Source organism: Nocardia sp. NPDC052001, assembly GCF_040680615.1.
GTDB lineage: Bacteria > Actinomycetota > Actinomycetes > Mycobacteriales > Mycobacteriaceae > Nocardia.
Window position 1 is genome coordinate 759,549 of record NZ_JBFAXC010000001.1, and the last position, 24,119, is coordinate 783,667.

The window sequence follows — 24,119 nt, forward strand, 5'->3', positions numbered from 1 at the left end:
TGAGTGAGTCCTTGATGTCCGAATCCGGTTCCAAGCCGCGTCACCGTCGCACGACGGTCGACGACGCGGGCTTCAATCTGGATACGCGACGCCTGGGCCGCAAGCCGGGGTCGATCCTCCCGGTCCAGCGCACCTTCACCACCGACAACCGGATCGGCCTGGAAATGGTCGGTATCCCCGCGGGCGGTGAGGTCGAACTCGATCTGACCCTGCAGTCGGTCTCCGAGGGCGTGCTGGTGCTGGGTACGGTGCACGCGCCCATCGAGGGTGAGTGCTCGCGCTGTCTCGAATCGTTCACCGACGATATCGAGCTGCATCTCACCGAGCTGTTCGCCTATCCGGACAGCAATACCGAGAAGACCACCGAGGAAGACGAAGTGCATCGCCTGGTCGATGACATGATCGAACTCGAAGCGGCCGTCATCGACGCCGTCGGTCTGGAGCTGCCGCTACAGCCGCTCTGCGAGCCGGATTGTGCCGGATTGTGCCCCGAATGCGGCGTACGGATGGCGATTGCGGGTTCCGGCCATGGTCATGAGATACTTGACCCTCGCTGGGCCGGGCTCGCGAAATTGGATGTCGCGGACGACAACGTCGTCGGTGACGCAGCCCCCGGAAGCGGCGCTTAGGCGCTGTACCGGACCCATCAACAGATTTATCCTTGCGGGCCACAATGGCGCCGTGAGTCAGAGGACAGAGGAGAAGTAGTCGTGGCCGTTCCGAAGCGCCGGATGTCCCGTTCCAACACCCACTCGCGCCGGAGCCAGTGGAAGGCCAGTGCGCCTACCCTGATCACCTGCCCGAACCGTGCCTGCGGCCAGCAGACCCTGCCGCACATCGCGTGCCCCTCGTGCGGCACGTACAAGGGCCGCCAGGTCACCGCTGCGGTCTGATTCTCTGATCCAGCCGATCGTGACCGCCAGCAAGGACGCGGCGGAGGTGCCCGCCGTGGGTGACTCCGCCGACCATTCCAGCCTGCTCGAAGCGCTCGGCGTCGGCCTGCGACCGGACCTGTTGCGCCTCGCGCTCACCCACCGGTCGTATGCCTACGAGAACGGTGGGCTCCCGACCAATGAGCGCCTGGAGTTTCTGGGCGACTCAGTTCTCGGCCTGAGCATCACCGAACGTCTTTATCTGGAGCATCCGGATAAGTCCGAGGGCGAGCTCGCCAAACTGCGTGCCAGCGTGGTGAATATGCATGCCCTGGCCGAGGTGGCTCGTACCCTCGGCGCGGGCGGGCTCGGCACTCATCTGCTGCTCGGTAAGGGCGAAGAGCTCACCGGCGGCCGGAACAAGCCGAGCATCCTCGCCGACGGCATGGAATCGCTGCTCGGCGCGGTGCATCTCGAGCACGGCATCGACACCGCCCGTGGCGTGGTGCTGCGGCTGTTCGCCGACCTGCTCGAGCGTGGACCCCGCATGGGGGCCGGGCTCGACTGGAAGACCAGCCTGCAGGAGCTGACCGCCGAGCGCGGTATCGGCGTGCCCAGCTACGAGATCACCTCCACCGGACCCGACCACGACAAAGAGTTCACCGCCACCGCGGTGATCGGTGGGAAGGCGTACGGCCAGGGGGTGGGACGCTCCAAGAAGGAAGCCGAGCAGAAGGCCGCGGGCGCCGCCTATCAGGCGTTGAACGCCGAAAGTGCCGCTGCCGCCGGGGAATCGGCGCAGTAGCCGCCGATGCCCGAACTTCCCGAAGTCGAAGTCGTACGGCGCGGGCTCGCCGAACATGTGGTGGGCCGCGTCGTCGATTCGGTGCTGGTCAAGCATCCGCGTTCGGTGCGGCGGCATCTGCCCGGCGCCGATGATCTGACCGCCCGGCTCACCGGCCTGCGGGTCGAATCCGCGCAGCGGCGCGGCAAATTCCTCTGGCTCACCTTCGATGAGCCCGATCTCTCCCTCGTCGTGCATCTGGGCATGAGCGGGCAGATGCTGGTGCAGCCTGCCGACGCCGCCCTGGAGAAGCACGCGCACATCATCGCCAATCTCGATACCGGCGATCAGCTGCGGTTCGTGGATCAGCGCACCTTCGGCGGCTGGCAGCTCGCGGAGCTGGTCGAGGTGGACGGCACGCTGGTGCCCGAACCGGTCAAGCACATCGCGCGTGATCCGCTGGATCCGCTCGTCGATGACGAGCAGATCGTCTCGGCCATTCGCGCCAAGAACTCCGAGATCAAGCGGGTGCTGCTCGATCAGACCGTGGTGTCCGGGGTCGGCAATATCTACGCCGACGAGGCGCTGTGGCGGGCGAAGCTGCATGGGGAACGGGTGGCGTCGAAGCTGACCCGGCCCGCCGCGCGCGGCCTGCTGGGCGAGGTACGCACGGTGATGAGCGAGGCATTGCAGGCCGGTGGCACATCCTTCGACGCGCTCTACGTCAACGTGAACGGGCAATCCGGGTACTTCGAGCGCTCACTCAACGCCTACGGCCGCGAGAGCGAAGCCTGCCGCCGCTGCGGTGCGCCGATGATCCGGGAGAAGTTCATGAACCGGTCCTCGTTCTCCTGCCCGCGCTGCCAGCCCCGGCCCCGCGGCTGATCGCCACGTCACTGACAGTTCATGCCCGCTGTTCGGACTAGCCTCCCTATCGAAGGCCTTGAAGCGCTACCTTTTTGACAGCGGCATGTGTGGTGCCGGCTGGAGGGACCAATGCGCAAACTGACCTATTACGTGGCAGCCACCATCGACGGATTCATCGCCTCCGACGACGGTTCGGTGGACTTCTTCCCGGTCGGGGGTGATCACGGTCCCGCGATCGTCGCGCAGTACCCGGAGACGCTACCGACCAAGGTTCGCGAGGCGCTCGGTGTGGACCGCAAACCCTTCAGCACCTTCGACACCGTCATCATGGGCCGTAAGACGCACGATTTCGGGGTGCGCACGGGCACGTCCAGCCCTTACTCGCATCTGCGGCAGTTCGTGGTCTCGCAGACCCTGCCCGAGTCGCCCGATCCGGATGTGGAATTGATCACCGGCGATCCGCTGGCGCGGGTGCGCGAACTCAAGCGTGAGAAGGGGCTGGGCATCTGGTTGTGCGGCGGCGGTGAGCTGGCGCAGACGCTGTTGCCGGAGATCGATCAGATCTTCCTGAAGCTGTACCCGATCGTGCTCGGACACGGCCGCCCGCTGTTCGGCACGGCCGGATCCCGGCTGCCCGAGGCCACCCGCTACCGGGTGCTCACCAGCCGGGTGTTCGAGGACGGCGTGGCCTTCCTCAAGTACAGCCGGGTCCGCTAGAGGATCGCGACCGCGACGACCAGGCCGAGCGCGAAATGCGCGGCGGCGACGACGAGAGCCTCGGTGGAGAACGTGGGGCTCTTCAGTACCTCGCCGATATCGATGCCGAGTACCGCTTCGATCACGCGCACCGAAATCACCTGGGCGACAATGCCGACCAGACCGTAGATGAGCGCCGCGATCAGGCCCTCGGACAGCTTGCCCGCCTGCGCGTAGATGGCCAGCACCACGATGAAGGCCATGCTGAGCATGCCCGCGGCGCTGACGATCACGGCGTTGGGCAGGCCCTGGGCGACCATATGGCGCAGGTTGCCCGGGGTGGTCAGATCGACGGCGTAGAAGCCGATGAGCATGAGCGCCAGGCCGATCAGCGCGTACAGGAGGATCGCGCCTACGCCACGACCGAGTGAGCTCCAATATCCCGATTCGAGCGCGAGCGTGGTGATCATCTGGTGGGTCCTCCGGTAGGGGTGGAAGGTTGGGGGTCAGGGCTGCGGAATGCGGTGGGGCACAAACGTAGAGGTGTCATCGGTGATCAGGCCGACTGTTTCGCGGATGCCCAGGCCCGCGGAGGTGTCGCCGACGATCCACGCGCCCAGCACCGGGCGCATACCGTCGAATTCCGGTAGCGGGTCCAGCAATTGATAGACGAAGCCCTCTTCGCCGTAGACCCCGCCGGTCGCGGTTTCCATGCCCGCGCCCACGATGGTCATATTCGCGCCCTCGCGGCCGAGCTTGGGTTTGCGAATGTATTCGGTCAGCTCGTGCGGGTCATCGAGGTAGGCGGGCAACAGGTTCGGATGCCCGGGGTACATCTCCCACAGCACCGCCAGTAGCGCCTTGTTGGAAAGCATTGTCTTCCACAGTGGTTCGATCCACATGGTGCCCGGCAGGGATTGGGTGACGCGTTTGCCGAAGTCGTCGTCCAGCACCCATTCCCAGGGATACAGCTTGAAGATGGAGTCGACCGGGGCCTCGGCGAGATCGACGAAACGCTCCAGCTCGGTATCGAATCCGATTTCCTCGATGGGCAGGGCGATGGTGTCGAAGCCCGCTTCGGCGGCGGTTTCCTGCATATAGGCGGTGGTGACATTGTCCTCACCGGAGGCGTCCGCGCCGGACCAGGTGAAGTGCAGTTCCGCGCTGGGCAGCAACTCGCGCACCTCACCCCAGCGCTCGACCAGCTTCTCGTGCAACGAGTTCCACTGATCGTCGTCCGGGTGGGTGTCGGTGAGCCAGTGCCACTGCACGATTGCCGCCTCCAGCAGGGAGGTCGGCGTATCGGCGTTGTACTCCAGCAGTTTCGCCGGTCCGCGACCGTCGTAGCGCAGGTCGAAGCGGCCGTAGATATGCGGGTCCGAACGCTTCCAGGAATTGGCGATGGGTTCCCAACTCCACTGCGGCAGACCGAAATCGGCGAAACGCTCGGTCAGGATGATCTGTTCGACGGCGTGCAGGCACATGGTGTGCAGCACCTCGACCTGCGCCTCGAGCGACAGGATCTCATCCATATCGAATTCGTAGTGCACCGATTCGTCCCAGTACGGGCGCGGCTGGCCATTGGTATCGCGTCCGGGCGAGCCGTAGACCAGCCCCTGACTCTCGATGATCTGCTGCCAACCCGGGCGCGGAGTGCTCCGCACTCGCCGCATCAAGAACCTCCACCGCTGATTTTGGAACCGAGCCCGCCGCGCTGAATCGTGCTGCCGCTCTTGGTTTTCACGTCCGCGCCCTTGGGCAGCACGGTGCTGCCGCCGGTCGGTGCGTGGCCGATGGTATTGCCGCTGCCACCGTAGTAGTAGCGGTACTGGCTGCCATTGAGAATGAAGATTCCGCCCAGTCCGGTACTGCCCGTGCGCTTGGCATCATCGCAGTAGTTGTCCGGAATGACGATTTCCTGATTGTCACTGGTGGCGGTGACGGTCTGGCCGTTGCCGACCGCGACCACCTGACCCTTCTTGGCCACCACCGTGCAGTAGGCGGTCACCTCGGGCGTGGTCAGCGCGTCATACGCGAGATATCCGCCGCCCACCAGCGCCGCCACGCCGACCACGGCCGCGCCGCCGATGAGCACCTTCTTCTTTTTCTTGCGCTTGGTCTCCGCGGCCTCGGCGGCGGCCTGTTCGGCCTCCTCGGCGCGCTTGCGCGCCTTCTCCCGGGCGCGCGCCTCCGCGACCGTGGGCGGCCGGGGCGCGGTGACCCCGGCCTCCTGCCGATTCACGCTGCCGCGGCGCGGCTGGGGTGCGGGCTGCGGCGGCGACGGCGGATATACCGGAGGCACCGGAAGTTCGAAGGTGGGCGGCGGCGCGAATCCGGTCGGCTGGGTCACCGGAGCGGTCGGCTGCGCATCGAAAGGTGCTGCGCGCTCGGGGGATACAGCGGGCTCAGGGGACGCAGTGTGCTCGGAGAACACAGCGGGTTCGGTCGAACCGGCGGGTTCGGTGGAACCGGCGGGTTCGATGGAACCGGAGGGTTCGATGGAACGGGCGGGTTCGGAGGAACCGGCCGGTTCGGAGGACACCGTGGGCGCGGTGGACTCGACGGGCTCGGGCGCCGCGTCAGGCTCGGGTGCGGCGGCGGGCGCGGGGGTGGTCTCCTGCGAGTCGCCGCGCGTGGGGAGGGTGCGTCCCCCGCTGCCCCACGGGCGTCCGGTGGCCGGGTTGATCGCGGGATCGGGGGTGGCGGGATCGGGAGTTTTCGCGGAGCTATCCGGGTCTGGCTGCCGGTTCGGGTCGTCCGGGGTGCCGCCGAAACGTTCAATGGCCAACGATCGACTCCTGGGGCTTCTCGACCTGCGCGCACATCAGCGCTCCTCGAATCCGATTATGCCGCCCTGGGCGTCCAACCAGTCGGTAACGACCAGGTCGACCCGACCGGGTGTGTCGCCGGAACGTAGCAGGCTCAGCAGGGTTTCGCACGCCGTACGCGGACCTTCGGCGACCACGTGCACGCGGCCGTCGCGGTGATTGCGGGCGTACCCGGTCAGGCCCAATTCCAGGGCGCGGGACCGGGTCCACCAGCGAAAGCCGACGCCCTGCACCTGGCCGTGCGCCCAGGCGCTGAGCCGGACGGGGGATTCGGTCATTCGTCGACGCGGAAGGTCAGGTTGACGGTGGTCCCGGCCTTGAGGGTGCGGCCCACGGTGCAGACCTTGTCGATCGAGCGCTGCGCGGCGACCAGCAGGCGTTCGCGGGTGGCCTGATCGAGTTCGCTGAGATCCAATTCGAAGGATTCGTTGAGCTCGGGATAGGTCTCGTTCTCGCGGTCGGCGTCACCGGAGACGCGCACGGTGGCGTCGAAGCTCTCACCGAGCTTGCGCGAGAGGGTGAAATCGGCGCTGAGTCCGGTGCAGCCGGCGAGCGCGATCTTGAGCAGCTCGCCCGGGGTGAACGCGCCGGGCACGCCCGCGGACGCGATGAGCACCTCGCCGCCGCGATTATTGCGGCCGGTGTAGGCCCGGGTCCCGGTGCGCTCGGCCCACAGTTCGACCGGTTCGGCGGATGGGGCGGCGGTGGCGTTCTGGGGCGCGGCGGTCTGTTCGGACATACCAAGATCCTCGCATTCGTGCGGAATTCACTGCTGTTCGGTTCGAAACAGTGCCGTGGTCAGCGGAATTCCACTCAGCGCACGGGTGTGAGGTCCACGACCAGTTCGGGGGTCAGCGCCTTCAGGTTCTCGGCGACATACGAGGCCAGCGCGAGCGCGTCCGGCTTGAGCGGGTAGCGCGGATGCGGGACGGCGATGACCGTCATGCCCGCGGCGTGCGCGGCGCGCAGGCCATTGCTGGAATCCTCGATGGCCACGCAGTGCGCGGGCTCGATACCGAGTCCGGCCGCCGCGGCCAGGTACCCGTCCGGTGCGGGCTTACCGCGTTCGACCTCCTCGGTCGAGACGGTGGTGTGGAACAGGCCGGTGACGCCCATATGGTCCAGCACCACATCGATGAGTCGGCGCGGTGAGGAACTGGCCAGACCGAGGGTGAACCGATCGGCGAAGCGCCGCACGGTCTCCACCGCATCCGGCATCAGCGGCAGGTGGTCGGCGTACCGGGCCGCCATGCGGGAGATGACGTCCTCGGCAACCTCATCTGGTGTGCGCCGCCCGTCCAGCAGATCCGCACTGGTGTACGCGGCCCATTCGGCAGTGCTCATCCCCATGAACCGATCCTGGGTATCGGGCAGCCAACGCCCGTGCAGTTCACCGATATACGCCCGCCGCACCTCCTCCCAGATCGGTTCGGTGTCGATTAGGACCCCGTCCATATCGAAGACGATCGCGGCAACAGACATGTGCTCCATCGTCCCGGTCACCCCCGGACCCCGCGCGCCGGGGGTGACCGGACGGGCCGGTCAGTCGAACTCCGCCGGTGCGGCCGAGGTGTTTTCGAGCCGGGCGGCGAGGGTGGCCACGCCCGGGCCGTGGACCTGTGCGAGTCCGGCGGCTCGGCCGGTGACCAGGAGCAGCAGGGCCAGCGCGGGTCCGCGGATCTCACTGCCGAGGCCGTAGGTCCACACGGTGTCGGTGGCGATCAGGCGCAGCCCGTCCAGTCGGTGCCGATCCCAGACCGGCCAGCCGACCTCGACGGCGCGGTCGGCTCCGGCGGCGGCGGCCTGCGGGGTGACGCGCAGCGTGCGGCCCAGCGGAATCGCGATGTCCTGACCGTGCACGATGGTGTCGAAGTGGATATTGCGATAGTTGGTGAGCGCGGGCAGCTTTCGTGACGCGGCGTGTGCGCGCAGTTCCGCCACCGGGTCATGGTCCGGGTCGGCCGCATAGTCCAGCGTGAGTATGTCGATGAGCCGGTTGTAGTTGCCGCGAGCTCGAATCGCGGTGCGCAGCATGGTTTTCGGGGGAATCCGCAGCGGTACGCAGGCCACATGTGCGGCCACGTCGCGCACCCGCCAGCCCGCGCACAGCGACGGCCGATCCCATTCCTCATCGGAGAGTTCGGCCAGGAGATCCGCGATGGCCAGGCGCTGCTGTTCGATGATTCGCCAACTGGATTCGCGATCCATGATGGTTCCCGCTTCCGATAGGATTAGTCAGCCTCTCTGTCTAATATAGTAAGAGGATCTGACTAAACGTCAAGGAGTTGCGATGGCAGGCGATGAGATGAACGTGGGGCTGCTCATGTTCATCGCCCATCGATCGATGGAACAGCGCACCTTCGATGCCCTGGTCGAGGCCGGGCACGGGGATATCACCACCGCGCAGGGCCGTCTCGCGGCGCAGATCGGCCCGGACGGTACCCGCCTCACCGAATTGGCCGAACGGGCACAGGTGACCAAGCAGACCGCGGGATTCCTGGTCGATCAGCTCGAGCGCGCGGGATATGTGGAGCGCGTCCCCGATCCGACCGACGGGCGCGCGCGCCTGGTGCGGTTGTCCGAACGCGGGCGGCGGATGGCCGAGTTCGGCAATGAGGTCTCGGCGAGCATCGAGCGCGAATGGGCCGCGCATCTGGGCGAGCGGCGCATGGGTCAGCTGCGTGAGGTGCTGGCACGGTTGCGTGAAATCACCGATCCGTACGCCTGATTCGTGGCGGTCCAGCGGTTCCGCCCATTTCGCTGACACGGTGTCCACTGAATGAGATGGTGTGGGGGAACGTGAGTACGGGCGCTGGTGTGCGGTTAGCGTCCGAATCGAAAGACATACACCCGCAAGTGAATACCGAGGTGGGCCGTGGGCACGGTCATGGATATCTACGATCCGGAACTCTATGTGGACGGGCCGATCCACGAGATGTTCGCCGAATTGCGCGGCACCCGGCCGGTGTACTGGCAGGACATGCCCGGTGAGCCCGGTTACTGGGCGATTCTCAAGCATGCGGATGTGGCGCATGTGGCGCGCAATCCGCTGCTGTTCTCCGCCGAGCAGCAGGGCGTGATGCTGGAGAATCAGCCGCCCGAGCGCCTGGAGCAGACCCGCAACATGCTGCTCATGATGGATCCGCCCCGGCATACCGATTACCGCAGGCCGCTGGCCGAACATTTCAAGGCGCGGGTGATCGGCGAGATGGAGGACCGGGTTCGTGCACTGACCCGGCGGCTGCTCGAAAACACCGGCGGTGACGTGGAATTCGTGCACGAGGTCGCCGGGGTGCTGCCGAGTCAGGTGGTCGGCGGGCTGTTCGGGATTCCGGAAGCGGACTGGCCCGATATCCGGCAGTGGGCGGAACAGTCCACCAGTCAACAGGATCCGGAATTGGTCGGCGATTTCGATACCACGGCCGAGATGACGAAAATGGCGATCTACGCTATCCAGTTCTCCATGGCACGGCGGGAGCGGGAGCCGCAGGCGGATCTGACCTCACTCATCCTGGCCGGTGAATTCGGCGGAAAGGCCATGTCGGACATCGAATTCGGCAGTTTCTTCACCCAGCTCGTGATCGCCGGGAACGACACCACCAAAACGATGCTGTCCTCGGGAGTGCAACTGCTACTGCGACATCCGGAACAGTTGGCGGCGCTGCGGGACAACCCCGCGCTGATTCCCGGTGCGGTGGAAGAGATTCTGCGTTTCGCGAATCCGCTGCACTACTTCCGCCGCACCGCCACCGCGGATACCGAGATTCGCGGTGTGCCGATCAAGGCCGGTGACAAGGTCGCCATGTGGTACACCTCCGCCAATCGCGATGAGGACGTCTTCGCCGATCCGCAACGCTTCGACATCACCCGAAACCCCAACCCGCACCTGTCCTTCGGCCTGGCCCAGCACTTCTGCCTCGGCGTACACCTGGCCCGCATGGAGGGCCGCGTCTTCTTCGAGGAATTGCTCGCCCGCTTCCCGAAGATCGAGCAGACCGGCGATGCCCGCCGTATCCGCTCCAATCTCAACAACGGACTCAAATCCCTGCCTCTACGCCTGACTCGCGAGTAGGTCTCAGACCTGGAAGCGGTAGCCCATGCCCGCCTCGGTGAGCAGATGTTTGGGCTGGGACGGATCGTCCTCGAGTTTGCGCCGCAGCTGGGCGAGATACACACGCAGATAATGGGTTTCGGTCGCATACGACGGACCCCAGACCTCGCGCAGGATCTCCCGGCGGCCCACCAGCTTGCCCTTGTTGCGCACCAGCATTTCCAGCATGCCCCATTCGGTGGGGGTGAGGTGCACATCATGGCCGTGCCGGGTGACCTTCTTGGCGGCGAGATCGACTGTGAACGAGGAGGTTTCGATCACCGGTTCGGAGCTGTCCGCGGTGCCCGCCGAGCGGCGGACCGCGGCGCGCAGGCGGGCCAGCAGTTCATCCATGCCGAAGGGTTTGGTGACGTAATCGTCGGCGCCCGCGTCCAGGGCCTCGACCTTGTCCGAGGAGTCGGTGCGGGCGGACAGCACGATGACCGGGGTGGTGGACCAGCCGCGCAGTCCGGCGAGCACCTCGATACCGTCCATATCGGGCAGGCCGAGGTCGAGCACCACCACGTCCGGATGTTTCTCGGCGGCCGCGCGCAGGGCCGCGGCCCCGGTGGCGGCCGTGGTCACCTCGTAGCCGCGCACCGACAGGTTGATGCGCAGTGCCCGCAGGATCTGCGGTTCGTCATCGACCACCAGGACTTTCGTCGGCGCCGGCGCCGCGTTCGTCACGGGTTCTCCTGTTCCTCGCATGCTTGTAGGTCGATCACCATTGTCAGGCCGCCGCCGGGGGTGGCCTCGGCGTGCACCGTGCCGTCCATGGCGTCGACGAATCCGCGCACCACCGACAGGCCGAGGCCGACGCCGGTGGAATTGTCGCGATCGCCGAGCCGCTGGAAGGGTTCGAAGAGCTGATCTTCCATACCGGTCGGTACACCGGGTCCGGTATCGACCACGGTAATCGCCACCCGCTTACCGGTGTGCTCCGCCGTCACCCGCACCGGCGAGTCGCCGGGGGAGTACCGCACCGCGTTATCGATGAGATTGGCCAGCACCCGCTCCAGCAGGCCGGAATCCGCGCGCACGCAGACCGTGCCCACCTCCACCTCGACCCGGTTCATGGCGCGGCGGCCCATACCCCGGGTGCCCATGCCCATGAGCGCGTGATGCACCACCTCGTCGAGATAGGTGCGCCGCATCTGCGGTTTGATCACGCCCACCGCGAGCCGCGAGGAATCGAGCAGATTACCGACCAGCGCGGTCAGCTGATCCACCGATTCCTCCACCGTGGCAAGCAGTTCGGCGGTGTCCTCGGGGGAGAACTCCACATCGTCACTGCGCAGACTGGAGACCGCCGCCTTGGCCCCGGCCAGCGGCGTGCGCAGATCGTGGCTGACCGCGGACAGCAATGCGCGGCGCAGCTTATCGGCCTCCATGACCGCCTGGGCCGCGCCCGCCTCCTGCTGCAATCGCTTCTGATTCACCAGTCCCGCCGCCTGATTCGCGACCGCACCGAGCACCAGCCGATCGCCCGACGCCAGTGCCCGCCCGCGCAGCAGCAGCCAGTGCAAGTCATCGCCCGCCTCCACCGCGGTGAAGGCGTCGATCACCTCGGTGGGCGGATCCTCGCCGACCGAGGCCACCATCTCGTCATCGGTGATGAGGCTGACCGCTTCCTGATTGAAGGTTTCGCGCGCCCGCTCCAGCAGATCCGGCAGATCCGCGCCGTGCAGCACCGCGCCCGCGAACAGCGTCAGCAATTCGGCCTGCCGGGATGCCTTGCGCGCCTCGCGAGTTCGTTTGGCCGCCACATCCACCAGCGCCGACACCGCCACCGCGACCATCAGCAGCACCACGATGGTGAGGAAGTTATCCGGATCGGCGATGGTGAGGCTGTAGCGCGGTGCGGTGAAGAACCAGTTCAACAGCACACCGGAGAGCAGCGCCGACAGCGTCGCGGGCGCGATGCCGCCGAACAGCGCGACCACGATGACGCCGATGAAGAACACCGCGCTCTCGCCGCCGATATTGAGCCAGCTGTCCAGCCACAGGGCGGTGAGCAGGCAGATGAGCGAGGGCACCAGTAGTGCGGCGGACCAGGATCCGAGTTTGCGCTCGCGGGGCGTGAGCGAGGACCAGCGAAAACCGCGATTGGATTCCTCATGGGTGACCATGTGCACGTCGATCTTGCCGGATTCCTGTACCACGGTCGCGCCGATGCCCTCGTCGAGCATGCGCGCCCAGCGTGAGCGCCGCGAGGTGCCCAGCACCAACTGGGTCGCGTTCACCTGACGCGCGAAATCCAGTAGCGCGGTGGGGACGTCGTCGCCGGTGACGGTGTGCAGGCTCGCACCCAGTCCGGTGGCCAGATCGCGGAGCCGGGTGATCCGCTGGGCGGACACCCCGGCGAGCCCGTCACCGCGAACCACGTGCACCACAATGAGTTCGGCGCTGGATTTGGCGGCGATGCGGCTGGCGCGCCGCACGATGGTCTCGGATTCGCCGCCACCGGTCACCGCCACCACCAGGCGTTCGCGCGCCTCCCAGGTATCGGTGATCTTGTGGTCCGCACGGTATTTCGCCAAGGCAGCGTCCACCTGATCGGCCAGCCACAACAGCGCGAGTTCGCGCAGCGCGGTCAGATTGCCGGGCCGGAAGTAATTGCGCAGTGCGGCATCGACTTTGCTCGCCGCGTACACATTGCCGTGAGACATCCTGCGCCGCAACGCTTCCGGGGTGATATCGACCAGCTCGACCTGATCGGCGGAGCGAACCACCCAGTCCGGCACGGTTTCCCGCTGCACCACCCCGGTGATCTGCTCGACCACATCGTTGAGGCTCTCCAGGTGCTGCACATTCACCGTGGACACCACATCGATCCCGGCGTCCAGCAGTTCCTGCACGTCCTGCCAGCGCTTTTCGTTTTTGCTGCCCGGCACATTGGTATGCGCCAGCTCGTCCACCAGCACCACCGCGGGCGCGCGCCGCAGCACCGCCTCCACATCCAGTTCGGGCAGCGTGGTGCCGCGATACTCGATCATCCTGGGGGCGATCCGCTCGATCCCCGCCAGCATCTCGGCCGTCTTGGATCGCCCGTGCGTCTCGACCACGGCCGCGACCACATCGCGACCGCGTTCGAGCCGCCGATGTGCCTCCGACAGCATCGAGAACGTCTTGCCCACTCCGGGGGCAGCGCCGAGGTAGATCCGTAGCTGGCCGCGTTTCACTCGTCCATCATCACGCGTGCGGCCGGAAAGTCCGGGCGGGCCGCGCGCACCCGCGCCCGATTCGGTTCGGTGCTCGCGAGCACCCGCAGCAACAGCGCGGCAGCCAGGAATCCGAAGATCACCATCAATGGAACGACGATGTCCGGCACGATCTCTCCTCAGTCGGCGGAAAAGCCCGGCCGCCATGGCCGGACTCCCAAGGATGACCGTCGATTTCGCCGCGGCGGCCGATGCTGACGCTTTCTTAACGCCCGCGTGTCGTGATTCCGGCGACAGTCGCCCATTCGGCTGACGGGGACCGATCCGGCCGGGGAGATGTCGGTGGAGGGCCCGCCCCGCGGGTACTGGCCACCGGGAGCGCGAGGGCGGGGCCTCCACCCCTCGAAGTGGTCTGGTTACCCACACGATTCCCAGAACCGTCGCCAACTGTAGGGGGCGAGTTATGACCGAACACGGCTCGCGATGTGACCTATCGTGCCAAAGCTATTTCGTGGCGAATGCGTGGTCCCAACTGGTCGGCGCGGGCCCGAAAGTGCGCTGGCCGTTGCTGATCACGGATTTGGCCAGGGCCCGGTTACCGATGGCGCCGATGACCGCGCCGATGCCCGCGGGCAGGGTCTTGCCGAACATGAGCACACCGCGTTTGACGACGAATTGCACGATGAAGCGTTTGGCCATGGCGTTGTCGATGTTCTTGATCACCGGCAGGTGATCGCCGACGGTACTGGCCCAGTCGCGGGCGGATTGACTCGCGCCCTTACCGAGCAATTGCTCCCCGGTCTCGCCCAGCACCACACCGGCTACCAGGGTGCGGCGCTGTTTGGGCGGCAGATCGCCCATACCGTGCACCGCGCCCAGCGACGCGGCGTACAGCGCCGAGGTCTCCAGGAAGAACACGGATTCGACGCCGCTGACGGCCAATCCGATGAGCGTGCCCACACCGGGCACCGCGGCCGAGAGCCCGGCCAGGGTCCCGCTGATGGTGACCACCGTGAGGTACCGCAGTTCCAAGCCCTGCTCGATACCCGCCGGCGAGCGATCCGGATGTTTGCGGTGCAGTCGCGCCACGTATTTGGCGGCGAGCGGGGCCTGGATCCCGGTGCCGCCCTTGAGGACCAGCTCCACTGACTTCTGTAGTGCGCGTTCGAACATGGGGCCTCCCTTGTCGGCTGCCTGATGAAGGTTACGGAAGACCTGCGCCACGCCCGCATTCCGACACACCGAGCTGAGCGTGTAAGCGGAGCGTCAAGGCGCGACCGCGAGACGCTAAGAAGGCGTAAAGGACCTCGAATAGCGACCAATCGACCGCTTGACTCGCTCTGCCGCACCTGAGGCGCGGCACCGGTTAGAGAGAGGTTTCGATAGATGTCCGTCGTGGTGTTCACGGTGCTGACGGTGGCGATTTTCGCCCTGCTCGGCCTGATCCAGCGCGGGGTGGAACGGCTGTGACGCAGAACGTTATCGGTCTGGTTCTGGCCGTCGGCATCGCCGTTTTTCTGATCGCGGCATTGCTGTACCCGGAAAGGTTCTAAGTGAGCACGACTACCGCGGGGCTCATCTTCACGATGGCCCTGGTGATCGCGCTGGCCCTGGTGCATGTACCGCTCGGCGATTACATGTACCGGGTTTACAGCGGAGATAAGCATTCCAAGGCCGAACGCGGCCTGTACCGCGCCATCGGCGTACAGCCCGGGGTCGAACAGACCTGGGGCGTGTACGCGCGCAGCGTCCTGGCCTTCTCGGCCGTGAGCATTCTGTTCCTGTTCTTCCTCCAGCTGATTCAGGGCAAACTGCCGTTGCACCTGAACGATCCGGGCACCGAGATGACCCCGGCGCTGGCCTGGAACACCGCCGTCAGCTTCGTCACGAATACGAACTGGCAGAACTACTCCGGTGAATCGACCCAGGGCCACCTGGTGCAGATGGCCGGGCTCGCGGTGCAGAACTTCGTCTCGGCCGCCGTCGGCATGGCGGTGGCGGTGGCGCTGGTGCGCGGCTTCGCGCGCAGGCACACCGGCGATCTGGGCAACTTCTGGGTGGATCTGGTGAGGGGAACCATCCGCATTCTGCTGCCCCTGGCGTTCGTGTCCGCCATCGTGCTCGTCGCGAGCGGTGCGATCCAGAACTTCCACCTGCACGATCAGGTCGCGCAGACCATTACCGGTGGGACACAGACGATCACCGGCGGACCGGTCGCGAGCCAAGAGGTCATCAAGGAACTCGGCACCAATGGCGGCGGCTTCTACAACGCCAACTCCGCGCATCCGTTCGAGAACCCGAACGCCTGGACCAACTGGCTGGAGATCTTCCTGCTGCTGGTGATCAGCTTCTCGCTGCCGCGCACCTTCGGGCGCATGGTCGGTTCCAAGAAGCAGGGTTATGCCATCGCCGCGGTCATGTCGGTGATCGCGCTGGCCAGCACCCTGCTGACCAACCTGTTCCAGTTGCAGCACCACGGCACGGTTCCGACCGCGCTCGGTGCGTCCCTGGAAGGGGTGGAAACCCGCTTCGGCGTATCGAATTCGGCGACCTTCGCCTCGGCGACCACGCTCACCTCGACCGGTGCGGTGGACTCGTTCCACGATTCGTACACCAGCCTCGGCGGCATGATGACCATGTTCAATATGCAGCTCGGCGAGGTCGCGCCCGGCGGTACCGGATCCGGTCTCTATGGCATGCTGATCCTGGCGGTCATCACGGTGTTCGTCGCGGGCCTCATGGTCGGGCGCACCCCGGAATACCTCGGCAAGAAGATCACCCCGCGTGAAATCAAGCTCGCCGCTTCGTATTTCCTGATCAGCCCGCTCATCGTGCTCATCGGCACGGCGGTCGCGATGGCCATGCCCGGACAGCGCGCCAGTATGGCGAACGGGGGACCGCACGGACTCTCGGAAGTGCTGTACGCCTTCACTTCCGCCGCCAACAACAATGGCTCCGCCTTCGCGGGACTGTCCGGCAATACCGAATGGTTCAACACCGCGCTCGGCCTGGCCATGGTCTTCGGCCGCTTCCTGCCGATCATTTTCGTTCTCGCACTGGCCGGTTCGCTGGCACAGCAGGGTTCGACGCCGGAATCGATCGGCACGCTACCGACACACCGGCCGCAGTTCATCGGCATGGTCGTCGGCGTGACCATCATCCTGGTCGCCCTGACCTTCCTGCCCGCGCTGGCGCTCGGGCCGCTCGCCGAAGGAATCCACTGACATGTCTGCTCCCACCATCGAACCCGCGGTGACGCCGGCGGCGTCGGCGCCCAAGGGCCGGGTCACCAGCGGACTGTTCGATCCGCAGCTGCTGCTGAAGTCCGTGCCGGACGCGGTCAAGAAACTGGACCCGCGCACGCTGTGGCGCAATCCGGTCATGCTGATCGTGGAGATCGGCGCGGTGTGGTCCACCATCCTCGCGATCGTCGACCCTTCCTTCTTCGGCTGGGCCATCGTCGTATGGCTCTGGGCGACAGTGCTTTTCGCCAATCTGGCGGAGGCCGTCGCCGAGGGGCGCGGTAAGGCGCAGGCCGACACGCTGCGTAAAGCCAAGACCGACACCGTCGCCCGCCGCCTGGCCAACTGGTCACCCGGCGCACGGGTGATCGAGGAGAAGGTCGCCGCGGCCGAACTCCAGCGCGGCGACTTCGTCGTCGTGGAGGCGGGCCAGGTCATTCCGGGTGACGGTGATGTCGTGGAAGGCATCGCCTCGGTGGACGAATCGGCCATCACCGGTGAATCCGCGCCCGTCATCCGCGAATCCGGCGGCGACCGTTCCGCCGTCACCGGTGGCACCACGGTGCTGTCCGACCGGGTGGTCGTGAAGATCACCCAGGAGCCGGGCGGCAGTTTCATCGACAAGATGATCGCGCTCGTCGAGGGCGCGTCGCGGCAGAAGACGCCGAACGAGATCGCGCTGAACATCCTGCTCGCGGCGCTCACCATCATCTTCGTATTCGCGGTCGCGACCTTGCAGCCGCTGGCCATCTACTCCAAGGTCAACCTGCCCGGCGTGCCGGACAGCTTGGCGCTCAACGGCAATGGCATCACCGGCATCGTCATGGTGTCACTGCTGGTCTGCCTGATTCCGACCACCATCGGCGCGCTGCTCTCCGCCATCGGCATCGCCGGTATGGACCGGCTGGTGCAGCGCAATGTATTGGCCATGTCGGGCCGTGCGGTCGAGGCTGCGGGCGATGTGAACACGCTGCTGCTGGACAAGACCGGCACCATCACCCTCGGCAATCGCCAGGCGTCGGACTTCGTGCCGATGCCGGGTGTCACCGCCGACGAAATGGCCGATGCCGCACAGCTTTCCAGCCTCGCGGACGAGACCCCCGAGGGCCGCTCCATCGTGGTGTACGCCAAGACCGCGTACAACAAGCGCGAGCGCACCCCCGGTGAGCTCACCGGCGCGACCTGGGTGGAATTCACCGCCCAGACCCGCATGTCGGGCGTGGACCTGTCCGATGGTCATCAGCTGCGCAAGGGTGCGGCCAGTGCGGTCACCGAATGGGTGCGCGCACAGGGTGGTTCGATTCCGGACCTGCTCGGCCAGAGCGTGGACGGCATCTCCGCCTCCGGCGGCACACCGCTGGTGGTCGCGGAGGTCAGGGACGGTAAGGCCCGGCTGGTCGGCGTCATCCATCTCAAGGATGTGGTGAAGCAGGGCATGCGCGAGCGCTTCGACGAGATGCGCAAGATGGGCATCCGCACTGTCATGATCACCGGCGACAATCCCTTGACCGCCAAGGCGATCGCCGATGAGGCGGGCGTGGACGACTTCCTCGCCGAGGCCACCCCCGAGGACAAGCTGGCCCTGATCAAGAAGGAGCAGGCCGGTGGCCGCCTGGTCGCCATGACCGGTGACGGCACCAATGACGCGCCCGCACTCGCCCAGGCCGATGTCGGTGTGGCCATGAACACCGGCACCTCGGCCGCCAAAGAGGCGGGCAATATGGTCGACCTCGATTCGGATCCGACCAAGCTCATCGAGATCGTGGAGATCGGCAAGCAATTGCTGATCACCCGCGGCGCGCTCACCACGTTCTCCATCGCCAATGACATCGCCAAGTACTTCGCCATCATTCCGGCGCTGTTCGTGGCGCTGTACCCCGGCCTGGACATGCTCAATGTGATGCGGCTGGCGAGCCCGCAGTCCGCCATCCTGTCCGCGGTCATCTTCAACGCGATCATCATCGTGCTGCTGATCCCGCTGGCGCTGCGCGGCGTGGCCTATAAGCCCGCGGCAGCCTCGAAGCTGTTGAGCCGCAACCTGGCCGTCTACGGCGTGGGTGGGATCATCGCCCCGTTCATCGGGATCAAGCTGATCGACCTCGTCGTCCAATTCCTCCCCGGGATGTCCTGAAATGCGCATGTCAACCTGGATCCGGCAGCATGTGGCGGCCCTGCGCGCGCTACTGGTGCTGACCGCGATCACCGGAATCATCTATCCGCTGGCGGTTTTCGCGATCGCACAGCTGCCCGGCCTGAAGGACAACGCCGACGGGTCGCTCATCGAATCGGGTGGAAAGACGGTGGGCTCCAGCCTCATCGGGCAATCCTTCACCGATGACAAGGGCGGCGCGCTGGTGCAGTACTTCCAGAGCCGCCCGTCGGCCGCCGGGTCCAGCGGATACGACCCGACCGCCACGGCCGCGAGCAATCTCGGCCCGGAGAACATCGTGGACAGCGCGCCGGACAAGATCGGCCTGCTCACCACGGTGTGCACCCGCAGCAAGACCATCGGCGAACTGGAAGGCGTGGACGGCGCTCGCCCGTTCTGCACCCCCGGCGGCGTGGGCGCGGTGCTCTCGGTGATCGGCCCGCGCCAGACCAACGGCACCGTCGACCATCCGGAGAAGGTGGTGAGCGTCAACGAGTTCTGCTCGGTGACCAAGACCCCGTTCCTGGCCGAGTACCAGGGTGTGAAGGTCGAATGCGCCACCGACGGCGAGGATTACTCGGCCGGGCTCATCGTCCCCGTTCGCGGTGACGCCCCGGCACAGCCGGTCGTGCCCACCGACGCCGTCACCGCCAGCGGCAGCGGTCTGGACCCGCACATCTCCCCGGCGTACGCGGATATCCAGATCGCTCGAATCGCCAAGGCCCGCAATGTCTCCGCGGATCAGGTGCGGGCACTGGTGGACGCGCACACCAGCGGTCGCGTCCTCGGCTTCATGGGCCAGCCGCGCGTGAACGTGGTCGAACTCAACCTCGATCTGGACGGCAAGTACCCGTTCCGCGCCTGATACCCGCCCGGCGTCGGCCGGTGGAATACGCAGGCCCACAGTCACTCTCGTGCGGAGTGACTGTGGACCTCGCGCCTCATGGGTTCGGGGTGCACGTGGTCGGATTCGGCAGTTCCGTGCAGGGCGTATTGCCGTAGGACCGGACGACGTCCTTGCCCTGTAGATCGGTCAGATAGCGCAGGAAGGCCGCCGCCAGCGAATCCGCGGGGAGTTCTCCGTTGCTGTAGGCGTATTCGACATTCCAGAACGGATAGGCGTGCGCGGCCACCTGTTCGCGGGCGGGGGACTGGCCGCCGATGGTCACCGCCTTGATATCGGACACCTTCGCGGCGTCGGCGTTCTCGGCGTAGCCGATGGACCCGCGCAGTTCCGCGACGGTTTTGAGCATGTCCTTGGTGATCTGGACCTCGCAGAAGGACGCGCCGCCCGGATTACCCGCGACAATGGCACGGCAGCTGGTGGCGGGCGGTGCGGGGGGCTGCCCGTCACCCAGCAGGCGGGTGCGGAAGGTCTCGCGGGTACCCGAGCCCAGCGACCGATTCACCACGCGCACCGGCAGATCCGGACCGCCCAGCTGTTGCCAATTCGCGATCCGGCCCGCGTAGATATCGCGAATCTGCGCCACGGTGAGATCGGTGACCCCCACACCGGGATTCACAATCATGGTGAACAGGGACAGCGCCACGGTGCGTGGACGCAGATTCGGATAGCCGGGACCCTTGGGTCCGTCGCTGACGGCCAGCAGATTCGGATTGTCCGTGCCGTCATCGTCGACGCGGCTCAGGCCGCGGTCGGTGCCGTCGAACTCGAAACTGAAATCCGCTCCGTCGCATAGTTTGTGGTATGCGGTGGCGGCATCGCGCATGACCGGCTCGAACGCCGTCGATCCCACCAGGGTGAGCTTGCCGCTGGTGCACTGGGCGTTCACCACGGTGTCCTGGTCGCGCAGGCCGACGACATACTGAACGGCGACGACCGCCACCAGGAAGGCGATCAGCGCGAGCAGGCGCGGGGAACGGCCGGAGTTGCTTCGGGTTTCGGCGACACTGCCGCCTTTGATCTTGGCGCGCACCGTCGGCGCGGGATATTCGCCCCGGCCCGCGCTGCGTTCCAGAATCGCCAGGATCTTGTAGTGGTCGCTGCGATTCATCGGCACCTTGGGCAGGTCGATGATGCCGACGTGGTGTGCGGCGTCCTCGCGCGCGCCGATTCCGGTGCCGGGTCGCAGGCAGTCGCCGAGCGTGTCATCGCTGAGTTCGGTGACGGCCATACCGATGACGCGGCGGTTCGGGAAATGAATGTGCACGCCGACCTTTTCGGCCTCGGGCACTGCGTAATCGCCGTCGTCGATATCGGTCGCGCCGTCGTTCTCGATGCGGACCAGAACGACGGAAAGGTCCTTCAGCTCCGGTGGCGTGCCGGTGCCGTCCGGCCGCAATTGCGGTAGCACACCGGGGAATACGGATTCGATTTCACCGGTGACCGGCGTATCCATCTGCACCCGGTAGCCGAGTCGTTTGCGCCCTACCAGGACGAACTCCCAGACGAACGCCGCGACCGGCACCACAATGCCGATCAGCGCAAGAACGATTTCGATAGGAAAGCCCCCGCCGTTCACCAGACCTCGAATTCTGTTGTCCGCCCGCAGGATCGAGCTGCTGGGCTGCACCATACCGATCCAGGGTTACCGGAACGAGAACGAACTCACCACCAGCCCAGAATCGGGCGTAGCTGGCGTTCGAGTTCCGGTGCCAGAGAACGGGAATAGCTCGCGGTGAGGTGATGCTCATCGTGGTAGATGAGGATATTGCCCTCCACCACGGCGCAGACCGTGGGTTCGCAGACCGCGTTGTTCAGGTCCAGCACATGCACATTGGGGAAATCGTCCGAGGCCGCCAGCGCCGGATTCACCGCCGAGAGGGCGTCGGGGCGTTTCATCCCGCATTCCACCCGATTACCGCCCGAGGCCAGGCAATCGATGGCGCGATAGCGAATTCCATTGCGGCGCAACCACGGCGTATCGCGCATGGCGAGCACCTGCAAACCGCGATCGGCGAGTTCATGCCAGACGTCGAGGTAATCCTGCGGAATCTCGTCGCCGCCATTGTCCGCGGGCCGGGTGCCGGTGGTGAAAACGTAGTCGGGGCGTTCCGCGCCGAGCCGCTCGATCACATCGTGTGACCAGTCCTTGCAGTCCGGATTCTGCTGACCCTTGTACATGGGTTCCTCCGCCACGGTGAGCGGGCACCCCATCTTCAGGTAGACGCTGATCTTGAAGCGGTACTTCTCCGCCACGATCTGCAGAGCCGGAATCCAGTGCTCGGCATGGGAATTGCCGACCACCGCGATGGTGCGATGCGCGTTCGCGTCACCGTAGGCGCAGGTGACCACCGAGCGGGTGTCGAAATCGGCGATACAGCTGTCCCGGGTCGGATAGGCGACATCGGCCGGGGCTTCCTCGATGGTCGGCCGCATTGGCGCGCGCGGCACCAGCGCGCCATCGGCGAGCGCCGCCGCGCCCGGATATTTCGCCGGATCGAGCTCACCCACCGCGTGCGCCTTCGCACCCATGCTCCACTGCCAGGCGACGGTCGATCCCAGCAGCAGTACGCCCACCGTCGAGACCGCGACGCCGATCAGCACGCGGGCGCGGGCGGGCGCGGCGAGCACGGCCGGCGTGGACCGCAGGCGCAGCGGTTCCTCCACGAAACGGTGTGTGAGATAGGCGAGTACGAACGAGACCAGGATGATGATCAGCCCGCCGACCGCACCGGCCGCACGCGAATGCCGTTCGCCCAGATAGAAAATCAGAATCGGCCAATGCCACAGGTACAGCGCGTAGGCGAAACCGCCCAGCCCGACCATGGGCGCACTCGCCAGCAGGCGATTCACCAGCGGCTGTCCGGCGGTGGCGAGTCCGGCCCCGGCCAGAATCAGCGCGACGGTCGCCAGCACCGGAATCAGAGCGTACGGACCGGGGAAGACCGAGGAGCCGTTCACCAGCCAGCCGCACGCGATGATCGCGGCGATACCCGCCCAGCCCAGCATCTCGCGCACCGGTTTGGGCAGCTTGACCAGCGGAGCCGCCAGCGCCAGCAGCGCACCGGTGAGAGGCTCCCAGGCGCGTGCGAAAGTGTCGTAGTAGTTCCAGCCCTGCTGGGTCGAAACCCCTTCGGCGGCATAGCAGAACGAGGCGACCGCGATGGCGGTGAAGATCACGGCCAAGCCGATGCGCAGCACATTCTGCCGCGAAGTCCGCACCATCCGGCGGCCGAACCCGGAACGCAGCAGCGCCCGCATCGGACCCGAGGCCAGCACACCGCGCACGGGGGTGAACCGGCGCAGCGCCGGACCCCGGCGGCACAGCCACGCCACCGTCGCGATGATCAGCAGCATGCCGAGATAGCACTGCCCCTGCACCGACATGGACCACAGATGCTGCAGCGGACTCACCGACGGATCCGCGGCCAGATAATCCGACCAGGACAGCGCCAGATACCAGTTCTGGTAGTAGAACAGTGACGCCAGCGTCTGCGCCGCGATATCGGACCAGCGGGTGTGCGGCAGCAGCAGCACCGCCGCGATCACCACCGCCGCCAGCACCACCACCATGGCGGGCAACAGCCGTCGCAGGGTCCGGCGAATCGTCGCGGGCACCCCGACGACGCCCGAATCCGAGCGTCGCACCAGCATCCCGGTGAAGAAGAATCCGGACAGCACCAGGAAGACGTCCACGCCGCCGGACACCCGCCCGAACCAGATGTGGAACGCCACCACCAAGGCGATGGCGATCCCGCGCAAACCGTCCAGATCGTGCCGGTAGGCCCCCGGATCATGCGCCCCGGAACCCGGACTCGGCACCGGTGCGGCCTGAGGCTCGCTGTCCGGCGCTGACGGCGCGGGCTGATCGGTGCTGGCAAAGGACATGGCGGCGACCATTCTGGTATCCGTAGCCGCATATTTGCCAATCGCCGCACGAATCTTCACCGGAATGTGGCCATCGTCCCGATGATCGCGGGGGTGGTCCGACCCTGATCAGTCCGCGTCGTAGAGGCGCAGCGGGACGCCGATGCGGTTCCAGAGGTTGATCTGGGCGGTGATGGCCACCAGGCCGCCGCGCGCGCCCTCGTCGAAATTCTTCTCGACCTCGGCCCAGATCTCGTCGGAGACGCCGTGTTCGCCGAGTTCGGTGGCGGCTTCGGCGTATTCGAGCGCGGCGCGCTCGGCGGGCGTGAACTGGTCGGATTCGCGCCAGGCGTTCAGATGGTAGATGCGCTTCTCGGTCTCGCCCTCCTTGCGGGCCTCGGTGGTGTGCATCTCGATGCAGAAGAGGCATCGATTGATCTGGGACACCCGGATCTTCACCAGTTCGCGGACTGTCGCGTCGAGCGGGCCGCGCCGAATCGCGACCTCGGCCGCCATCCACGCCTTGTAAACCTCGGGCGCGACCGCTGCCAGGTTCATTCGTGACATGTGCTCGTCCTTTCATGACGTGCCGATCGGTTCGGTACACACCTTGGACGAGAAAGGGCGCGCGTACGTGACGCGAGGCGACTGTGCGGCCG

At 66.3% G+C, this 24,119-nt stretch carries 25 protein-coding genes; 11 read left to right on the forward strand and 14 right to left on the reverse strand.

Translation table 11 applies throughout. From position 1 onward, the window contains the following. Nucleotides 1-14 precede the first annotated feature (14 nt). The 5 genes from AB0L82_RS03610 (at nucleotide 15) to AB0L82_RS03630 (ending at nucleotide 3,240) form a co-directional block, all read left to right on the forward strand. A complete protein-coding gene (locus tag AB0L82_RS03610) occupies nucleotides 15-629 on the forward strand; it encodes a DUF177 domain-containing protein (RefSeq protein WP_364632747.1) in 615 nt (204 codons plus the stop codon). Between the two features lie 81 nt (nucleotides 630-710). Beyond that, a complete protein-coding gene (gene rpmF / locus AB0L82_RS03615) occupies nucleotides 711-893 on the forward strand; it encodes a 50S ribosomal protein L32 (RefSeq protein WP_330182376.1) in 183 nt (60 codons plus the stop codon). Between the two features lie 19 nt (nucleotides 894-912). Beyond that, entirely contained in the window at nucleotides 913-1,677 is a 765-nt protein-coding gene (gene rnc, locus AB0L82_RS03620; protein ID WP_364630453.1) for a ribonuclease III, read from the forward strand. Between the two features lie 6 nt (nucleotides 1,678-1,683). Further along, nucleotides 1,684-2,541, forward strand: a complete 858-nt coding sequence (gene mutM, locus AB0L82_RS03625) for a bifunctional DNA-formamidopyrimidine glycosylase/DNA-(apurinic or apyrimidinic site) lyase (protein WP_364630456.1) — start codon at nucleotides 1,684-1,686, stop codon at nucleotides 2,539-2,541. Nucleotides 2,542-2,652: 111 nt separating this feature from the next. Further along, nucleotides 2,653-3,240, forward strand: a complete 588-nt coding sequence (locus tag AB0L82_RS03630) for a dihydrofolate reductase family protein (RefSeq protein ID WP_364630459.1) — start codon at nucleotides 2,653-2,655, stop codon at nucleotides 3,238-3,240. On the opposite strand, the gene AB0L82_RS03635 is transcribed toward AB0L82_RS03630, so the two are convergent. From AB0L82_RS03635 to AB0L82_RS03665, 7 genes are all read right to left on the reverse strand, one after another. After that, on the reverse strand, nucleotides 3,237-3,686 hold the full coding sequence (locus tag AB0L82_RS03635) for a DUF350 domain-containing protein (protein WP_364632749.1): 450 nt from the start codon (nucleotides 3,684-3,686) through the stop codon (nucleotides 3,237-3,239). The two genes, AB0L82_RS03630 and AB0L82_RS03635, sit on opposite strands and share 4 nt — an antisense overlap. A gap of 39 nt (nucleotides 3,687-3,725) precedes the next feature. Then, nucleotides 3,726-4,892 carry a glutathionylspermidine synthase family protein gene (locus AB0L82_RS03640; protein WP_364630462.1) on the reverse strand — a complete coding sequence of 389 codons (1,167 nt, stop codon included), beginning with the start codon at nucleotides 4,890-4,892 and terminating at the stop codon, nucleotides 3,726-3,728. Next, nucleotides 4,892-6,007, reverse strand: a complete 1,116-nt coding sequence (locus AB0L82_RS03645; protein WP_364630465.1) for a hypothetical protein — start codon at nucleotides 6,005-6,007, stop codon at nucleotides 4,892-4,894. Before AB0L82_RS03645 ends, AB0L82_RS03640 begins: the two co-directional genes overlap by 1 nt. A 36-nt stretch (nucleotides 6,008-6,043) precedes the next feature. Next, nucleotides 6,044-6,325, reverse strand: a complete 282-nt coding sequence (locus AB0L82_RS03650) for an acylphosphatase (protein WP_364630468.1) — start codon at nucleotides 6,323-6,325, stop codon at nucleotides 6,044-6,046. After that, nucleotides 6,322-6,786 carry an OsmC family protein gene (locus tag AB0L82_RS03655; protein ID WP_364630471.1) on the reverse strand — a complete coding sequence of 155 codons (465 nt, stop codon included), beginning with the start codon at nucleotides 6,784-6,786 and terminating at the stop codon, nucleotides 6,322-6,324. The genes AB0L82_RS03650 and AB0L82_RS03655 overlap by 4 nt, the downstream gene beginning before the upstream one ends. A 74-nt stretch (nucleotides 6,787-6,860) precedes the next feature. After that, complete coding sequence (locus AB0L82_RS03660; protein WP_364630474.1) at nucleotides 6,861-7,529, reverse strand: HAD family phosphatase; 669 nt, start codon at nucleotides 7,527-7,529, stop codon at nucleotides 6,861-6,863. Nucleotides 7,530-7,589: 60 nt separating this feature from the next. Then, nucleotides 7,590-8,255 carry a maleylpyruvate isomerase family mycothiol-dependent enzyme gene (locus AB0L82_RS03665; RefSeq protein WP_364630477.1) on the reverse strand — a complete coding sequence of 222 codons (666 nt, stop codon included), beginning with the start codon at nucleotides 8,253-8,255 and terminating at the stop codon, nucleotides 7,590-7,592. 82 nt (nucleotides 8,256-8,337) lie between these two features. On the opposite strand from AB0L82_RS03665, the gene AB0L82_RS03670 reads away from it, so the two are divergent. Together AB0L82_RS03670 and AB0L82_RS03675 are read left to right on the forward strand one after the other, a co-directional pair. Then, nucleotides 8,338-8,775, forward strand: coding sequence for a MarR family transcriptional regulator (locus AB0L82_RS03670; RefSeq protein ID WP_364630480.1), 438 nt, complete (start codon nucleotides 8,338-8,340; stop codon nucleotides 8,773-8,775). 147 nt (nucleotides 8,776-8,922) lie between these two features. Next, nucleotides 8,923-10,119 carry a cytochrome P450 gene (locus AB0L82_RS03675; protein WP_364630483.1) on the forward strand — a complete coding sequence of 399 codons (1,197 nt, stop codon included), beginning with the start codon at nucleotides 8,923-8,925 and terminating at the stop codon, nucleotides 10,117-10,119. A 3-nt stretch (nucleotides 10,120-10,122) separates the two neighbouring features. On the opposite strand, the gene AB0L82_RS03680 is transcribed toward AB0L82_RS03675, so the two are convergent. The 4 genes from AB0L82_RS03680 to AB0L82_RS03695 all read right to left on the reverse strand — a co-directional run bounded on the left by AB0L82_RS03680 (nucleotide 10,123) and on the right by AB0L82_RS03695 (nucleotide 14,471). Further along, entirely contained in the window at nucleotides 10,123-10,824 is a 702-nt protein-coding gene (locus AB0L82_RS03680; protein WP_364630485.1) for a response regulator, read from the reverse strand. Beyond that, nucleotides 10,821-13,319 (reverse strand): sensor histidine kinase KdpD, encoded by a 2,499-nt coding sequence (locus AB0L82_RS03685; protein WP_364630488.1) that lies wholly within the window; start codon nucleotides 13,317-13,319, stop codon nucleotides 10,821-10,823. Before AB0L82_RS03685 ends, AB0L82_RS03680 begins: the two co-directional genes overlap by 4 nt. Then, the gene (locus tag AB0L82_RS03690) at nucleotides 13,316-13,468 is read right to left on the reverse strand and encodes a hypothetical protein (RefSeq protein WP_364630491.1); all 153 of its coding nucleotides are present in this window, start codon (nucleotides 13,466-13,468) and stop codon (nucleotides 13,316-13,318) included. The genes AB0L82_RS03685 and AB0L82_RS03690 overlap by 4 nt, the downstream gene beginning before the upstream one ends. 334 nt (nucleotides 13,469-13,802) lie before the next feature. Then, nucleotides 13,803-14,471 carry a hypothetical protein gene (locus AB0L82_RS03695; protein ID WP_364630494.1) on the reverse strand — a complete coding sequence of 223 codons (669 nt, stop codon included), beginning with the start codon at nucleotides 14,469-14,471 and terminating at the stop codon, nucleotides 13,803-13,805. A gap of 293 nt (nucleotides 14,472-14,764) precedes the next feature. On the opposite strand from AB0L82_RS03695, the gene kdpF reads away from it, so the two are divergent. The 4 genes from kdpF to AB0L82_RS03715 are packed head-to-tail and all read left to right on the forward strand — an operon-like array spanning nucleotide 14,765 to nucleotide 19,554. After that, nucleotides 14,765-14,851: a K(+)-transporting ATPase subunit F gene (gene kdpF, locus AB0L82_RS03700; protein ID WP_364632752.1), complete on the forward strand. Its 87-nt coding sequence runs from the start codon at nucleotides 14,765-14,767 to the stop codon at nucleotides 14,849-14,851. Next, nucleotides 14,852-16,522, forward strand: a complete 1,671-nt coding sequence (kdpA, locus tag AB0L82_RS03705) for a potassium-transporting ATPase subunit KdpA (protein ID WP_364630497.1) — start codon at nucleotides 14,852-14,854, stop codon at nucleotides 16,520-16,522. Nucleotide 16,523: 1 nt separating this feature from the next. Next, a complete protein-coding gene (gene kdpB, locus AB0L82_RS03710) occupies nucleotides 16,524-18,671 on the forward strand; it encodes a potassium-transporting ATPase subunit KdpB (protein ID WP_364630499.1) in 2,148 nt (715 codons plus the stop codon). Nucleotide 18,672: 1 nt separating this feature from the next. Further along, the gene (locus AB0L82_RS03715; RefSeq protein WP_364630502.1) at nucleotides 18,673-19,554 is read left to right on the forward strand and encodes a potassium-transporting ATPase subunit C; all 882 of its coding nucleotides are present in this window, start codon (nucleotides 18,673-18,675) and stop codon (nucleotides 19,552-19,554) included. 76 nt (nucleotides 19,555-19,630) lie between these two features. Here AB0L82_RS03715 and AB0L82_RS03720 read toward each other — a convergent pair whose 3' ends face one another. The 3 genes from AB0L82_RS03720 to AB0L82_RS03730 form a co-directional block, all read right to left on the reverse strand. Beyond that, nucleotides 19,631-21,226, reverse strand: coding sequence for a substrate-binding domain-containing protein (locus AB0L82_RS03720; RefSeq protein WP_364630505.1), 1,596 nt, complete (start codon nucleotides 21,224-21,226; stop codon nucleotides 19,631-19,633). A gap of 32 nt (nucleotides 21,227-21,258) precedes the next feature. After that, complete coding sequence (locus AB0L82_RS03725; protein ID WP_364630508.1) at nucleotides 21,259-23,481, reverse strand: acyltransferase family protein; 2,223 nt, start codon at nucleotides 23,479-23,481, stop codon at nucleotides 21,259-21,261. A gap of 108 nt (nucleotides 23,482-23,589) precedes the next feature. Continuing rightward, nucleotides 23,590-24,027: a carboxymuconolactone decarboxylase family protein gene (locus AB0L82_RS03730; protein WP_364630511.1), complete on the reverse strand. Its 438-nt coding sequence runs from the start codon at nucleotides 24,025-24,027 to the stop codon at nucleotides 23,590-23,592. Between the last annotated feature and the right edge of the window lie 92 nt (nucleotides 24,028-24,119).

Coding starts and splice junctions, on each gene's coding strand:
- AB0L82_RS03610 (WP_364632747.1), top strand. CDS start 15: ATGTCCGAATCCGGTTCCAAGCCGCGTCACCGTCGCACGACGGTCGAC.
- mutM (WP_364630456.1), top strand. CDS start 1,684: ATGCCCGAACTTCCCGAAGTCGAAGTCGTACGGCGCGGGCTCGCCGAA.
- AB0L82_RS03630 (WP_364630459.1), top strand. CDS start 2,653: ATGCGCAAACTGACCTATTACGTGGCAGCCACCATCGACGGATTCATC.
- AB0L82_RS03640 (WP_364630462.1), bottom strand. CDS start 4,892: ATGCGGCGAGTGCGGAGCACTCCGCGCCCGGGTTGGCAGCAGATCATC.
- AB0L82_RS03650 (WP_364630468.1), bottom strand. CDS start 6,325: ATGACCGAATCCCCCGTCCGGCTCAGCGCCTGGGCGCACGGCCAGGTG.
- AB0L82_RS03655 (WP_364630471.1), bottom strand. CDS start 6,786: ATGTCCGAACAGACCGCCGCGCCCCAGAACGCCACCGCCGCCCCATCC.
- AB0L82_RS03660 (WP_364630474.1), bottom strand. CDS start 7,529: ATGTCTGTTGCCGCGATCGTCTTCGATATGGACGGGGTCCTAATCGAC.
- AB0L82_RS03665 (WP_364630477.1), bottom strand. CDS start 8,255: ATGGATCGCGAATCCAGTTGGCGAATCATCGAACAGCAGCGCCTGGCC.
- AB0L82_RS03670 (WP_364630480.1), top strand. CDS start 8,338: ATGGCAGGCGATGAGATGAACGTGGGGCTGCTCATGTTCATCGCCCAT.
- AB0L82_RS03695 (WP_364630494.1), bottom strand. CDS start 14,471: ATGTTCGAACGCGCACTACAGAAGTCAGTGGAGCTGGTCCTCAAGGGC.
- kdpB (WP_364630499.1), top strand. CDS start 16,524: ATGTCTGCTCCCACCATCGAACCCGCGGTGACGCCGGCGGCGTCGGCG.
- AB0L82_RS03715 (WP_364630502.1), top strand. CDS start 18,673: ATGCGCATGTCAACCTGGATCCGGCAGCATGTGGCGGCCCTGCGCGCG.
- AB0L82_RS03720 (WP_364630505.1), bottom strand. CDS start 21,226: ATGGTGCAGCCCAGCAGCTCGATCCTGCGGGCGGACAACAGAATTCGA.
- AB0L82_RS03725 (WP_364630508.1), bottom strand. CDS start 23,481: ATGTCCTTTGCCAGCACCGATCAGCCCGCGCCGTCAGCGCCGGACAGC.
- AB0L82_RS03730 (WP_364630511.1), bottom strand. CDS start 24,027: ATGTCACGAATGAACCTGGCAGCGGTCGCGCCCGAGGTTTACAAGGCG.